The 13,978-nt window shown below is 52.2% G+C and carries 12 protein-coding genes; 3 read left to right on the forward strand and 9 right to left on the reverse strand.

Annotated elements, in window-relative coordinates:
• Positions 1-8: 8 nt before the first annotated feature.
• The gene (ppk1, locus tag LINBF2_RS07115) at positions 9-2,138 is read right to left on the reverse strand and encodes a polyphosphate kinase 1 (RefSeq protein WP_281887796.1); all 2,130 of its coding nucleotides are present in this window, start codon (positions 2,136-2,138) and stop codon (positions 9-11) included.
• A gap of 112 nt (positions 2,139-2,250) precedes the next feature.
• Here ppk1 and LINBF2_RS07120 point away from each other — a divergent pair, with 112 nt between their 5' ends.
• On the forward strand, positions 2,251-3,483 hold the full coding sequence (locus tag LINBF2_RS07120; protein WP_281887797.1) for a DUF4010 domain-containing protein: 1,233 nt from the start codon (positions 2,251-2,253) through the stop codon (positions 3,481-3,483).
• A 3-nt stretch (positions 3,484-3,486) separates the two neighbouring features.
• Here LINBF2_RS07120 and asd read toward each other — a convergent pair whose 3' ends face one another.
• Positions 3,487-4,329, reverse strand: a complete 843-nt coding sequence (asd, locus tag LINBF2_RS07125; RefSeq protein ID WP_281887798.1) for an archaetidylserine decarboxylase — start codon at positions 4,327-4,329, stop codon at positions 3,487-3,489.
• Positions 4,330-4,418: 89 nt separating this feature from the next.
• Between asd and LINBF2_RS07130 the strand changes: the two genes are divergently transcribed.
• Complete coding sequence (locus LINBF2_RS07130; protein WP_281887799.1) at positions 4,419-6,065, forward strand: aminotransferase class III-fold pyridoxal phosphate-dependent enzyme; 1,647 nt, start codon at positions 4,419-4,421, stop codon at positions 6,063-6,065.
• Between the two features lie 56 nt (positions 6,066-6,121).
• On the opposite strand, the gene LINBF2_RS07135 is transcribed toward LINBF2_RS07130, so the two are convergent.
• Entirely contained in the window at positions 6,122-6,730 is a 609-nt protein-coding gene (locus tag LINBF2_RS07135) for a hypothetical protein (protein WP_281887800.1), read from the reverse strand.
• A 152-nt stretch (positions 6,731-6,882) separates the two neighbouring features.
• Between LINBF2_RS07135 and LINBF2_RS07140 the strand changes: the two genes are divergently transcribed.
• Positions 6,883-8,076, forward strand: coding sequence for a glycosyltransferase family 1 protein (locus LINBF2_RS07140; RefSeq protein ID WP_281887801.1), 1,194 nt, complete (start codon positions 6,883-6,885; stop codon positions 8,074-8,076).
• Here LINBF2_RS07140 and lplT read toward each other — a convergent pair whose 3' ends face one another.
• From lplT to LINBF2_RS07170, 6 genes are all read right to left on the reverse strand, one after another.
• The gene (gene lplT, locus LINBF2_RS07145) at positions 8,077-9,282 is read right to left on the reverse strand and encodes a lysophospholipid transporter LplT (RefSeq protein ID WP_281887802.1); all 1,206 of its coding nucleotides are present in this window, start codon (positions 9,280-9,282) and stop codon (positions 8,077-8,079) included.
• Entirely contained in the window at positions 9,275-10,696 is a 1,422-nt protein-coding gene (locus LINBF2_RS07150; protein ID WP_281887803.1) for a UDP-glucose/GDP-mannose dehydrogenase family protein, read from the reverse strand. The genes lplT and LINBF2_RS07150 overlap by 8 nt, the downstream gene beginning before the upstream one ends.
• Positions 10,697-10,824: 128 nt before the next feature.
• Complete coding sequence (locus LINBF2_RS07155) at positions 10,825-11,208, reverse strand: hypothetical protein (protein ID WP_281887804.1); 384 nt, start codon at positions 11,206-11,208, stop codon at positions 10,825-10,827.
• Positions 11,205-12,272, reverse strand: coding sequence for a glycosyltransferase family 1 protein (locus LINBF2_RS07160; RefSeq protein WP_281887805.1), 1,068 nt, complete (start codon positions 12,270-12,272; stop codon positions 11,205-11,207). The genes LINBF2_RS07155 and LINBF2_RS07160 overlap by 4 nt, the downstream gene beginning before the upstream one ends.
• Positions 12,269-13,039 carry a UDP-2,3-diacylglucosamine diphosphatase gene (locus LINBF2_RS07165; RefSeq protein ID WP_281887806.1) on the reverse strand — a complete coding sequence of 257 codons (771 nt, stop codon included), beginning with the start codon at positions 13,037-13,039 and terminating at the stop codon, positions 12,269-12,271. Before LINBF2_RS07165 ends, LINBF2_RS07160 begins: the two co-directional genes overlap by 4 nt.
• The gene (locus tag LINBF2_RS07170) at positions 13,039-13,887 is read right to left on the reverse strand and encodes a GNAT family N-acyltransferase (protein ID WP_281887807.1); all 849 of its coding nucleotides are present in this window, start codon (positions 13,885-13,887) and stop codon (positions 13,039-13,041) included. Before LINBF2_RS07170 ends, LINBF2_RS07165 begins: the two co-directional genes overlap by 1 nt.
• Positions 13,888-13,978: the final 91 nt, after the last annotated feature.

Genomic DNA, 13,978 nt, shown 5'->3' on the forward strand with positions numbered 1-13,978 from the left:
TCACGGCCTCACGGCTTAGCCGCATACAGCGCCATCAGTGCGGCTTGCGCCCCGTGCAATGGCACAGATGCTGTAGGTTGAGCCGTTCTGGTCGAGGTGCGTTTCGGTTTAGCCACTTGCACACGCGTGTACTGCCCATCGGCATTCAAGCTCCATGCGTCCACGTTGTCGTGCAGATAAGCCACCAAACACTCGTCAATCACACGTTGGCGCAAGGCCGCATCTTCCACGGGCCATGCCAACTCAACCCTGCGCAACATGTTGCGATTCATCCAATCGGCGCTCGACAAATACAAAGACTCGTCATTGCCAGTGCGGAAATAAAACACGCGCGAATGTTCTAAGAAGCGACCAATGATGGAGCGCACACGGATGTTGTCAGTCACACCCGGGCGCTGCGCGGGCAACATGCACGCACCACGAATGATCAAATCAATCTGTACCCCGGCCTGTCCGGCATGCACCAGCGCTTCCATCAGCTTTTCATCGGTGAGCGTGTTCATCTTCAAGATGATGCGGCTGGCCACACCTTGCGCAGCGGCTTGCGCTGTTTTCTCGACCTTGTCGATCAAGCTGCGTTGCAACTGGAATGGCGCAATCATCAGCTTGTTCAAGCGCGGAATCTTGCTTTGATTGGCCAGCAGGTTAAACACACTCTCCACGTCTTGCGTGAGCTTGGGATCGCAGGTGATGTGGCTCAAGTCGGTATAGAGCTTGGCCGTGCGTGGGTTGTAGTTACCCGTGGACAAATGGGCGTAGCGGCGAATGCTGCGACCTTCGCGGCGCGTGACCAAGAGCATCTTGGCATGGGTCTTCAAACCCACCACACCGTACACCACTTGTGCACCGATGTATTCCAACTTCTCAGCCCAGTTGATGTTGGCCTCTTCGTCAAAGCGCGCCTTGAGCTCCACCACCACCGTCACCTCTTTGCCGCGCTGCACCGCTTCGCGTAGCAACTCCATCAGGCTTGAATCGGCACCGGTGCGGTAAATGGTTTGCTTGATGGCCAACACATCGGGGTCGCGCACAGCTTCACGCAAAAAGGCCAGCACCCCATCAAAGCTTTCATAGGGCTGGTGAATCATCACATCGCCACTTTGCAAGCGGTCAAAAATGGAACCGCTGGTCACCATCTGTTGCGGGTAGCTGGCGTTGTAACGCGGAAACAACCACTTGGGGTTGTCCACCAAATCAATCAACTGATTCAAACGCACCAAGTTCACAGGCCCATGCACACGGTACAGGGCTGAGTGCGGCAACTCAAACTGTTTCAACAAAAATTCAGACAAATGCTCTGAACAACCTGAAGACACCTCCAAGCGCACAGCCTGTCCGTAATTGCGATGTACCAATCCCTTGCGCAGTGCCGTGCGAAGGTTCTTCACGTCTTCTTCGTCTACCGACAAATCCGAATGGCGCGTGACACGGAACTGTGAAAACTGCCCCACATCGCGCCCCGGAAACAGGTCTTTCAAATGCGCACGAATCACGCTGGAAATCGACACAAACAGTTGACGTTTACCCGAAAGTTTTTCTGGCAATGGAATGAGGCGCGGCAAACTGCGTGGCACTTTGACAATCGCAATTTCATTGTCACGACCAAACGCATCTTTGCCCGACAAACGCACGATGAAGTTGAGCGACTTGTTGGCCACTTGCGGAAAAGGGTGTGCAGGGTCTAAACCCACAGGCAACAGCAAGGGGCGCACTTCACGCTCAAAAAAGGATTTCACCCACTGGTGCTGCGCCAACGTGCGCTCGCCATGCGACAAGATGCGCACCCCTTCTTTGGCAAACGCAGGCATGAGCACATCGTTGTACAGCGTGTATTGCTCTTCCACCAAAGCATGCGCCACTTTGCTGAGTGAGTGCTGTGCATGTGTACCGGCGGCATCTAGAGGGGCTTTGGGATGCTCGACACTGTGGTGCAGCGCGGCGCGCACTTCAAAGAACTCATCGAGGTTGGAGGACACGATGCACAAGTAGCGCAAGCGCTCGAGCAAGGGCACATCGGCTCGCTTTGCCCAATCGAGCACACGCTCATTGAAGGCGAGCAAACTCAAATCACGGTCTAGCCATTGAATCTTTGAAGTCTTGTGTGTGTGCGGCTCTTTGCCAGTGGCAACTGTCGTCATTTTTTTACCTGTCTAACTGCAATTGAGTATGACAATTTATCGTGACAAAAGTGTGACATTTATGACGATTACGTTAATTCACATCCATTCACGCACTCATTAAGATACGCAGATGAATTGGAATGCATCACTCATTGGCCTGCTGACAGCCCTAGGCATTGGCATGTTGATTGGCACGGTTCGCGAACGTTTGCACAAACCGGGCGTGATGAAAGCAGGTGTACGCACACATGCGATCGTGGGTTTATTGGGCGCCCTCACCTTCAGCATCGGGCCAACGACGTTTGTCATCGCCTTGCTCATCACAGGTGTGTTGATTGCCATGGGTTATCGGCATTCGGCGCAGCAAGACCCAGGGATGACGGGTGAATTTGCGCTGCTTCTCACCCTGGTTCTGTCGGGGCTTGCCATGCAAGATGCCTCGTTATCTGCAGCCATCGGCGTTGTTGTGGCGTGTTTGCTGTTTGTCAAAAAACCATTGCGACGCTTCAGTCAAGAAATATTGACTGAACATGAATTGGAAGATGCGCTGATGCTGTGCGCTTCCGCCTTGGTGGTTCTGCCTCTTTTACCGACCACAGCAATTGATCCGTGGCATGCGCTCAACCCATATGCCATGTGGAAGATTGTTGTGTTGATCATGAGCGTTGGCATCGTGGCTCACGTTTGTATGCGTGCGTCGGGTGTGCGCTGGGGCTTGCCACTGGCTGGGTTTTTCACGGGCTTCATTTCCTCCACGGTGGCTGTCGCAACCTACGCACGAAAAGCACATGAAAACCCTGAGCTTGACGCGATCGCAAGCGCCTCAGCATTGCTTTCTACCCTGTCCTCACTCCTTCTGTTCACGTTGGTGCTTGCGGCCAGCGGCCCAGAGTTGATGCTCTCCATCAAGTGGCCACTCGTCGCAGGATGCACGGCCTTAATTTTATTTTCTGGGTACCTCATACATCACACACCAACCCAAGAGGGAGTGTCACTGCCATCGACCCATCACGCATTCAAAGCAACGCACGCCTTGGTCATCGCCATCACGATCAGTGCTGTCACGCTTTGCTCTGCTTGGCTCAGAGACCTCATGGGTGATTCGGGCACCTTCGTCACATCCACCCTTGTGGGATTGGTTGAAATTCATGCAGCGGCAGTGAGCATTGCGCAACTCAGTCATCAGGACCCGATTCAATCTGCTTATGCACGATGGGGTGTCATGGCGATCTTGGCCTCGAGTGCCACTTCGAAAATATTTTTATCGTATGTGAGCGGTAGCCGAGGTTACGGTCACCGCATGGCCTGTGGCTTAGGAATGATGCTCATGGCCGCAATGGCTTGCATGTTCATCCTTCCATAAGCCTCAAAGCACTTGGAGTAACGGCTCTCCCATGCGAATGCGTTTGCCATTTTCTATCCCATTCGCCAAGGCAAAACCTGGTGGCACAAAGACCAAGATGGTCGAGCCGTGTTCAAACCACCCCATCTCTTGTCCTTTGACGTAGTTCGCGTCACATGGGATGTCGTTTGGCCCTTTGTAGCGAAGGTTCAACAGCACATCCACCGCATGAAAACGCATGCTGGCAACAAGCACCGCTGCAACAGGCACGATCAAGAACGGCATGCCACTGCCCGTTTCCATCTGTAAAACAGCACGCTCATTTTTACAAAACAACTCTTTCACACGCGTCAAAGCAATCGGGTTGACGTTCCATGTATCCCCCGAGATGTACGTCACTTGGCTCAAATGCGCATCACTAGGCGCATGAAAGCGGTGGTACATGCTGCTGGTCAAGCGCATGGTGACAAATGTGCCGCCTTCTAACAAGCGGGGCCAGCGTTGCACCAGCTCCGCAGAACTCAGCAAGCTGTCTAAGGTGTACGGAAAGCCCTTGGCTTGAAAGACCATGCCGTCACGAATTTCGCCACATGCCCCCACGATGCAGTCGCACGGTGAAGTCATCACGGCCGGATCCGCATCAATGGGGCGCAAGCCTGGTCGCAGTTCACGCGTGAAGCATTCATGCAAGCTGGCAAATGTTTGCTGCTTGGATTCGCTCAAATCCAAATCGGTGAACCAACGCCACACAGCAATGGAGCTTTTGACAATCCAAGGATGGCGCAACTGACTCCACCACCCCATGAAGCGCGTCAGCGTGATGCGTGGAATTCGGTTGGTGAGTAAAAAATTGAGGTCTTCTTGCAAAAGCCAATTCTGAAATTTATTTCGAATCTTCATCGTCTTGTCACTTAATTTAAATACAAAGGTAGATCTCTTACACAAGGAAATTGACTGTGAACACCACTTGGATGAGCTTGGGCGTATTGGCGACATTGGCGCCGTCTATCTATCGACGACTACAACTCTCACGCGCCAAGCACCGATCGCTGGCAGGTCACTCACGCATGGCCAAACGTTTGGCCCGCCTGTTGCCCGGCTACCATTTTGATGAGCAAATGTTCTTTAAATGTGACAACGCGCCATTCGACGTACAAAATCTTCGTCGACAAGCTTTTTTCAAGATCGCCGAAGTGCTCAAAGCGCGTCACCCCTTGAGCATTCAAGCCACAGCAGCAGCGCGAGAGAACATCTCGGACATGCAGTTCATCTCCGCTTACCGCGTCCCTTTTCAGTTCAGCCCCTTGGTCCAAGAACATTTGAAGGTGGGATCGTTCTTGCAATCAGCCACGGGTGTTTACGTGACCGATTTAGACGGCCAATCGTTTTACGACCTGACTGGTTCTTATGGTGTGAATGTGTTTGGTGCAGATTTTTATAAAAAAACCATGACCGACGGCTTGGCTAAAACGCAAAGCTTAGGCCCCACGCTGGGCGCTTATCACCCATGCGTGGCCAGCAATGCAGAGCGCCTCAAGAAAATTTCAGGCATGGATGAGGTGTCGTTTCACATGTCTGGTACTGAAGCTGTGATGCAGGCCGTACGTTTGGCTCGCTACCACACGAAGCGTAAAAACTTGGTGCGCTTTTGTGGCGCTTATCACGGTTGGTGGGAAGACGTTCAGCCAGGCCCAGGCAACCCAATGCCTCCGCGCGAAACCTACACCCTCAGCGAGATGAGCGAGCGCAGCTTGGACGTGATTCGTTCGCGCAAAGATATTGCCTGCGTGTTGGTCAACCCACTACAAGCCCTACACCCCAACGCCAATGCGCCAGGTGATACCACCTTGGTCGACGGCAGTCGCCAAGCAGCGTACAACCGTCAGGCTTACACCGAATGGCTGCATAAGCTGCGTCAAGCATGCACTGACAACGGTGTGGTGCTGATATTTGATGAAGTCTTCTTAGGCTTTCGATTAGCCCCCGGTGGCGCACAAGAATATTTCGGCGTCAAAGCCGACATGGTGACTTACGGCAAAACACTGGGCGGAGGCTTCCCGGTAGGCGTGGTGTGTGGCAAAAAACAATGGATGCACCGTTTCCACCCAGACCGCCCTGCTGACATCTGCTTTGCACGCGGCACCTTCAAAGAACATCCCGTGGTGATGGGTGCTATGTCTGCTTTTTTAGACCAAATAGAAACACCTGACATTCAAGCCATTTACGAAGGTTTAGATGGACGTTGGAATGCAAGGGCACAACGCTTCAACAGTGTCATGCAAGCGAACGGAATTCCTTTACAAGCCGCAAACATGTCGAGCGTGTGGACCCTCTTTTACACACAACCGAGTCGCTACCACTGGATGCTGCAGTACTACCTGCGCATCCATGGCTTGGCATTGAGCTGGGTTGGCACAGGTCGTTTGATTTTCAGCCTGAACTACAGCGACGATGACTTCGAAACCGTGGTGCAACGCTTTGTCATGGCCGCCACACAAATGAAGAATGATGGCTGGTGGTGGCATTCACCCGAACTGACCAACAAGAACATCCGTCGCAGCATCTTGAAAGAAACAATTTTCCGAAAAAGCACTTTGCGGTGATCAAACAAAAGGCGTTCAGGTGAATTCACCTGAACGCCTTGTATGAAAGAAGCCGTTTAGTGGCTTGCGTTCAAGAAGTTTTGGTCAAAACGCTCACCACGCAGCAACTGCAAAGGTGCTTTGTAATACAGATACACATCGTGAAATGGGTCTGTGAGAATTTTGGTCATCCACACCAAACCGGTTTGCACATCTTTGATGAAACAAAGATGGATGGTGCGAAACAACAAACCACTCACGCCCAAGGCCAACCACGAGTAGCCCACAGCTTCTGAAAACTCAACCCATGTTTCATGCGTAGGCACCACATCCAACATGCCAGGGAAGTAATAAATCACCAGTGGCAACAACACCCAAATGCTGAGCAACACCACTTTACGGCGTAGGTTAAAACCCACTTTGATTTCTTCCTTGAAATCGTTGCTAGCTTCGTTCACATGGTCATAGCCCAAGGGTTCAAAAAAGAAATGGCCCGATTGCCTCGCCACCATCGACACCAACCAAGCCAACAAAGCGGCCCAAGCGGGATTGACAAACAACAAGGCGTATGAAATCAAAAAACAAATCGCACTGAGCAAATGCAAAGATTGATTGATGCGGCAGTGGTGGTAATAGCGATGGTCATCCCAGCGCTGAATACGCAAGGCTTCTAAAAAGTTTTTCACGTCTGTTCTTCCTCATGTGTTTCAAGACACCGCAATCATGAGCTTGTCATGTGAAAAATCGGTGACAAACCACACCAATAGACAGATGAAATAAAAACATCAAATTCTTGTCATGTCATCAAGTTGTTAAATTCAACAGCAAACATGGCTGCATGGAACGATCACCCAACATACCCATCACAGTTGAAAACTTTGAACCCGCACAACGCTTCTTGCGCATTGCCGTTGTGACCGAAACCTGGCCCCCTGAAGTCAACGGCGTGGCTGTGACGTTGGCAAAACTGGTTCATCATTTGGGTCTACGACACCACACCATTCAACTGATTCGTCCACGTCAAGACAAACATGACGAAGGGCAAGTGCAATCGGGCTGGTCTGAATTGCTATTGCGCGGGCTGCCGATTCCTCGCTACCCACAGCTCAAACTCGGCTTGCCTAGCAAAAAAGCTCTGCTCAAAGCTTGGAGCACGAAGCGCCCCGATTTGGTCCACATCGCCACAGAAGGCCCGCTGAGCTGGTCGGCATTGCAAGCGGCACACATTCTTCGCTTGCCTGTGACCTCGGATTTCCGCACCAACTTTCACAGCTACTGCCAACACTACGGCGTGGGGTGGTTAAGCAAACCCATCGCAGCCTACCTGCGCAAGTTTCACAACCGCACCGCCTTCACCATGGTGCCCACACAGGCGATGAAGTATCAACTGGACACCATGGGTTTTAAAAACCTCAAAGTGGTGGCACGCGGCGTGGACACTCACCTGTTCCACCCCGACAAGCGCAGCGACGTGATGCGAGCCAGCTGGGGCGTCACACCTGACACGATGGTGCTGCTGTCGGTCGGTCGATTGGCTGCAGAAAAGAACTTAGGCCTGACCATTCAAACCTACCAAGCTCTCATCGCTGCAGGCCGACGCGTGAAAATGGTGTTTGCAGGTGATGGCCCCATGCGCGCATTGACTGAAACGAAGTGCCCAGATGCCATCTTCATGGGCATGTGTAGCCACGATCAATTAAGCACCTTGTACGCCAGCGCGGACTTGCTGTTATTTCCCAGCTTGACGGAAACATTTGGCAACGTCACCTTAGAAGCCTTAGCCAGTGGCACTCCCGTGTTGGCATTTGACTGTGCAGCCGCCAGTGACTTCGTCACAAATCACAAAAATGGCTGGCTGGTTGACAGCCACGAACCACAAACCTACATCCAACGTGCCGTGGACATCACCCGAGAGACCAACACCTTGCGTCTAGCACGTGAATTCACACGTGCCAGCGTGGCGCATTTGGGTTGGGATGAAATTGCGGCACAAGTCGAAGACATCTTCCAACGCACCATCGAGATGGCGTAATCAGCGCAATCGACGCCAAAGCAGCAGGCAAAGCGGCGCGATGCCTGCAACCAACATGACCGCCAACAGCAGCATGATGTAGGTCAGTGACATACCAAAAGCCAACAAAGCACTGTAGGCAGCCAACATCAACAGCACACTGAGGTTTTCATTGAAGCCCTGAACGGCGATCGACCGGCCCGAGCTGAGCACTTGCACGCCCCGGTATTGCAGCAAGGCATTCATGGGTACCAACAACATACCGCCCGCCACACCGACGCACAACAACAGCGCAATGGCCAGCCACAGGTTTGAAATGGTGACCATCAGCGGCAACAACACCGCCAACCACAAGCCCCAAGGCAAAGCCTGTCGGGCCGAATGCAGCTTGAATGACCGTCCAGCCATGTAGGCGCCCCAAATCACACCCACGGCCACCAAAGCCTGTAAGTACGCACCGAACTTGAGTGTCATACCCAGCGATCCCTGCGCCCACAAAAGCACCGCAAACTGCATCACCGCACCGACGCCCCAATACAAGGTGGTGACATACAACGACACCCCACCCAGCGGGTCACGCCACAACTTTTGATTGGATTTCCAAAACGTACCGATTCGTACCGCGTGCCATGTCAAAGGTTCGATGGCCCCACGTTTGTCCATGGGCGAGAGGCCGACATTCAACATCGCAGCGGTCAGATACACCCCCATCACCACCGCCATGGCAGGCCACGTTTGGGTAGCAACAGCAAACCCCCTAGGAGCACTCACCTCAGACAAACCTGTCAATGCGCCACCCAAGGCAATACCAAAAATCACCGACAGCACCATCGACACTTCTATCCACGCATTCGCACGCACCAACAAACGTGCAGGCACAGCCTCAGTGGCCAATCCATACTTTGCAGGCGCATACACCGATGCGGCAAGCCCGATCAATGCAAAAGCGAACAAGGGGTGAACACCCGCTAACAGCAGCAACACGCCAGCCATCTTGAGTGCGTTCATGCACGCCATCAAACGGCTTTTAGAAAACGCATCTGCCAAAGGCCCCACCACGGATGCCAAGAGCACATACGCCAATGTCAGCGAGAACTTCAACAAAGGTGCCCACCACCCTGGGTAGCCTTGCTCATTCAAAAAGTAAATGCCTAGGATGAGCAGTGCGTTGTCGGCGAGGCCCGAGGCGAACTGGGCACCAATTAAAAAGTAAAAGCCTTTAGGCATTGAGTACGGGCGTCTCCAGCATCACAGGTTCAACGCTGAGGTTGATCAACTCATTGCGACGCCCGACACCTTGGTAAGCAATTCCTAAATCGGCCAAGGCATCGGGGTTGTACAAATTACGACCATCCAAGATGTACGGCGTGCGCATGCACAACTTCATGGCTTGAAAGTCTGGGTTATGAAAATTCTTCCACTCAGTCAGCACCATCAAAGCATCCACCCCGTGCAAAGCATCCATGTCATGCGCCACCAAGGTGAAGTTGTTCAACAAGGCTTCTTGGCCCATGCAGTCAAGTCTCAAAGCCACCATCGCTTCGTGACCAGCTACAGGGTCATAGGCGGTGACGTGAGCACCACGCTCTAACAAGCTCTTGATGACCACACGGCTCGGCGCCTCACGCATGTCATCGGTGTTGGGCTTGAAGGCCAAACCCCACACAGCAATTTTTCGACCAGTCAAGTCATTTCCTAGACGTTTGACCAAACGATCTACGAGCAATGTTTTTTGACGTTCATTCACTTGTTCCGTAGCGCCCACCACGCTCATGTGTTGACCGAGCGCTTGCGCAGTGTTCACCAGTGCTTGCGTATCTTTGGGGAAACAACTGCCGCCATAACCGCACCCGGCATACAAGAAGCTATAACCAATACGGTTGTCTGCACCAATGCCACGACGAATTTGGTCTACATCGGCACCAAGTGCATCGGCCAAGTTGGCAATTTCATTCATGAAAGAAATGCGTGTGGCCAGCATGGCATTGGCGGCGTACTTGGTGAGCTCCGCACTGCGCACGTCCATCCACACCGTGCGTGAATGGTGACGGTTGAAGCTGGCGTACAAATCGCCCATCATGCGCTGGCTTTTTTCGTGATGAATGCCATCGTCAATGCCTACCACGATGCGGTCAGGGCGCATGAAGTCATCAATGGCTGCGCCCTCTTTCAAGAATTCAGGGTTAGACACCACATCAAACATTTCGCTGGACATGCCGCGTTGTGTCAACTCGTGTTTCACCGCTGCACGCACACGGTCAGCTGTACCAACGGGCACGGTCGATTTGTTCACAATGAGCTTGAAGTCTTTGAGATTGCGTCCCACCATGGAAGCCACAGACAGCACATGCGCCAAGTCTGCTGAACCATCCTCTTGTGCGGGTGTGCCCACCGCAATGAACAAAATATCGCCATGGTCAATGGCCAGCTGCGCATCGGTGGTGAAACGAATTCGACCTTCTGCGTGGTTGCGTGACAGCAACTCTTTCAAGCCAGGCTCGTAAATAGGCACCTCGCCGGCTTGCAGCATCTTGACCTTGTCTTCGTCCTTGTCAAGACATACCACTTTGAAACCTAGGTCAGACAGACATGCGCCTGTGACCAAACCCACATAACCAGAACCGATGACGGTGACTCGCATAAATTTCCTCCTGAATGCGTTCATCGTTGCAGAACATGATGAAAGGAATAAGAAGAAATGAAGTCAATTCAATGACGTTCAGGCAAAAAAAAATGACTCCAAGAGTCATGCGGCATTTAAATAGTTATTCACGTCGGTTGCCAATGTGCAAGCCCCATCATCAGAACGACACGTAAGTGATTGGTTAAGTTTTCCATCCCCTGCAACTTCGATTCTTGACCGGCTTGCTTGACCACGAACGATTCGTGACGGTGTGGAAACTCAATATGAATCACATCTGGCACAAAGCCCACAGGCGACTGAATGCGTATGGCAGGGAGTTGCCCCTCAAAGCGATTGGTGCAAGTAAACCGGCAATGCATGTGCTGAGAGAAAGCATCGATAGATTCGATCAGCTTGGGTAGCAACTGCTCTTTGACATCGCGGTAATCCATCAAGCGATGCGTATCGTGCAAATAAGTTTCAAAGCTAGGGTCGCTGATGCTGTTGGGTAAAAAATAGAGGGGGCTCACGGATGAACCTCCTCGCCCACACAAATGTTGCGGCGAATCCGAACTAAATGCTGCTCAAACAGTCGCGTGGATTCATCCCAACTGAAAGAGAGCGCTTGAACACGCGCTTCTGAGCGTGGCACTTTCAAAGCTTCCAAACTGGCATAAGCCAAGTCTTCGTGCAACACACCTCCCTTGCGTTGGTGCGGGTAGTCCGCATCAGGACGCAACACCTCTAAGGGGCCATCTACAGGGTAAGCGGCCACAGGTGTGCCGCAGGCCATGGCTTCGAGCATGACCAAGCCAAAGGTTTCATTGCGACTGGGAAACGTGAACACATCAGCACTGGCGTACACACGAGCCAGCTCATCCCTTGGCAAAACACCCAACCAGCGTACGTGGTGAAACTTGTCTTTCAGCTCTTTCTCAAGAGGTCCCACACCACACACCACTTTGCTGCCGTGCCAGGGCATGGCCAAAAAACTGTCGATATTTTTTTCATACGACACACGCCCCACATACAAGGCAATCGGGCGAGGCAAATCATTGAGGTCAGGATGTTGAGCAACCGTGTCTGCATAGCCAAACAAACGCATGTCTACACCGTGCGTCCAGCTGCGTAAATTTTTGAAACCCCAAGCATCTAACAAACGCATCACACCTTGCGTAGGAACCAACACACCTGCCGATGGTTTATGAAAGCGACGGAAGATGGCATAACCTAGCCAAAGCGGTATGCGCAAAGCTGCTTTCAACACTTCAGGAAATCGGGTGTGGAATGCCGTGGTGAACGGAAAACCATACTTCAAGCAATACTTTCGCGCAGCCCAACCCAAAGGCCCCTCGGTCGCCACATGAATCACATCAGGCTCAAATGCATCCAATTGGCGTGCCAACTGTGGATAAGGTTTGACGGCCAAATCAATGCCCGCATAACCGGGACAAGGCCGCGTTTTGAATAAATCAGGATGAATCACCTCCACCACATGACCTTTGGCGTTGAGCTGATCCACCAGCTCTACCAAAGTAGTCACCACACCGTTAATTTGGGGACGCCATGCGTCGGTGATGAGGGCAATTTTCATGCGGCTTTAGCCAATTGAGGTTTTTCTAAAACCATCGGCTCGGTTTTCCAATACAGCAATGACAGCTCACCTTGTGCGTTCTCGACCAATGCACTACGGCTTTCCACCCAGTCACCATCGTTGCAATACAACACGCCATTCACATCGCGAATTTCAGCACGGTGGATATGCCCACACACCACACCTTGATAGCCTTGTTTGGCGGCTTCATGGGCAACTGCATTCTCAAAATCAGTGACGTAGTTCAAGGCTTTTTTCACCTTGTGCTTCAAGTAAGCCGAGAGCGACCAATACGGCAAACCCAAACGACCGCGCATGTTGTTCAAGTAACGGTTCAGCTTGAGTGTGAACTCATACAAATAGTCACCCACATACGCGAGCCACTTGGCTTGTTGCACCACCGCATCAAAGTAGTCGCCATGGATCACCCAGAGCTGACGACCATCCGCCGTTTTATGCACAGCCTCTTCCACCACTTCGATGCCGCCAAAATGGTGGTCTAAGAAATGCCGTGCAAATTCATCGTGGTTTCCCGGCACATAAATGACACGGCAACCTTTACGCGCCTTGCGCAATAACTTTTGAATCACATCGTTGTGTGCTTGGGGCCAATACCAACGGCGACGCAATTGCCAGCCATCAATGATGTCGCCCACCAGATACAAATAGTCGCTGGTGTTCTCCTTCAAGAAGTCCAACAAAGCGTCGGCTTGGCATCCAGGTGTACCCAGGTGCAAATCGGAGATGAAGATGGCTCTGTAATGCATCAAGCGCCTAAGAAGTGTTTGCGATAGCGCGGCGGCATGTCGTTGATCTTCATCAACATCGGCAAGTCAGCGGTATTGAAATCTGGGTCCCATGCAGGGGCGCCCAACACTTTCGCACCCAAACGCAAATAACCTTTGATGAGCGCGGGCGGCTCAAATGCAGGGTTGACTTCCCACTGCTCCACAGGCAACGCCAAACGTGGTGTCACTTGGTTTTCAACACCAGCCAGGTGTGTTTTCTTCAACTGATGCCAAATGCTTGCGGCGACTTCACCACTCACCACACCTTGGTGGAGCATGGGAATACTGGCGCACCCAATCATCACATCCAGTTTGTTACGCACCATGAACTCAGCCAGCGCGCCCCACAAAGCCATGATGACGCCACCATGTCGATGATCCGGATGCACACAGCTACGCCCCAACTCAACCATGCGTTCGCGGTATTGACGCAAGCGGGTCAAATCGAATTCCAAATCAGAATACGTGCTGCCAATGCGTTTGGCTTGTGCAGGTGTCAGCACGCGGTAGGTACCGATGACTTGCTCAGTCACATCGTCGCGGATGATGAGGTGTTCACAAAAATCATCGAACAAATCAATGTCATGACCTGGAATGCTGTCTTTCAAACGCGCACCCATCTCGGTGGCAAACACGTCATAACGCAGACGCTGCGCCTCACGCACCTCGTCTTGGTGCTTGGCCCACTCAACAATCAGGGCTGGGCGAGCTTCAGTTTTTTGGGCCGTGACAGAAACTTTTTGAGCGTCAAGATCGTTTCGATGAAGCGACCCCCGAGGCATATCGATGAACGACAGCGGCATGGTGGGGTTTGGCAGTTCTTTCATGATTGCTCCTTGGTAAATCAATGCGCTGATTCTTATCAGGGCATGTGAATTAACCGCGAAGATTGCGTGAAATATTCGTGACAAAACAGCA

The organism is Limnohabitans sp. TEGF004 (assembly GCF_027924965.1).
Taxonomy (GTDB): Bacteria; Pseudomonadota; Gammaproteobacteria; order Burkholderiales; family Burkholderiaceae_C; genus Limnohabitans.

Bases quoted from the DNA above. Each gene is read 5' to 3' on its own strand.
- lplT (WP_281887802.1), bottom strand. From the start codon at position 9,282: ATGCCTAAAGGCTTTTACTTTTTAATTGGTGCCCAGTTCGCCTCGGGC.
- LINBF2_RS07170 (WP_281887807.1), bottom strand. From the start codon at position 13,887: ATGAAAGAACTGCCAAACCCCACCATGCCGCTGTCGTTCATCGATATG.
- LINBF2_RS07150 (WP_281887803.1), bottom strand. From the start codon at position 10,696: ATGCGAGTCACCGTCATCGGTTCTGGTTATGTGGGTTTGGTCACAGGC.
- LINBF2_RS07165 (WP_281887806.1), bottom strand. From the start codon at position 13,039: ATGCATTACAGAGCCATCTTCATCTCCGATTTGCACCTGGGTACACCT.
- ppk1 (WP_281887796.1), bottom strand. From the start codon at position 2,138: ATGACGACAGTTGCCACTGGCAAAGAGCCGCACACACACAAGACTTCA.
- LINBF2_RS07140 (WP_281887801.1), top strand. From the start codon at position 6,883: ATGGAACGATCACCCAACATACCCATCACAGTTGAAAACTTTGAACCC.
- LINBF2_RS07160 (WP_281887805.1), bottom strand. From the start codon at position 12,272: ATGAAAATTGCCCTCATCACCGACGCATGGCGTCCCCAAATTAACGGT.
- LINBF2_RS07120 (WP_281887797.1), top strand. From the start codon at position 2,251: ATGAATTGGAATGCATCACTCATTGGCCTGCTGACAGCCCTAGGCATT.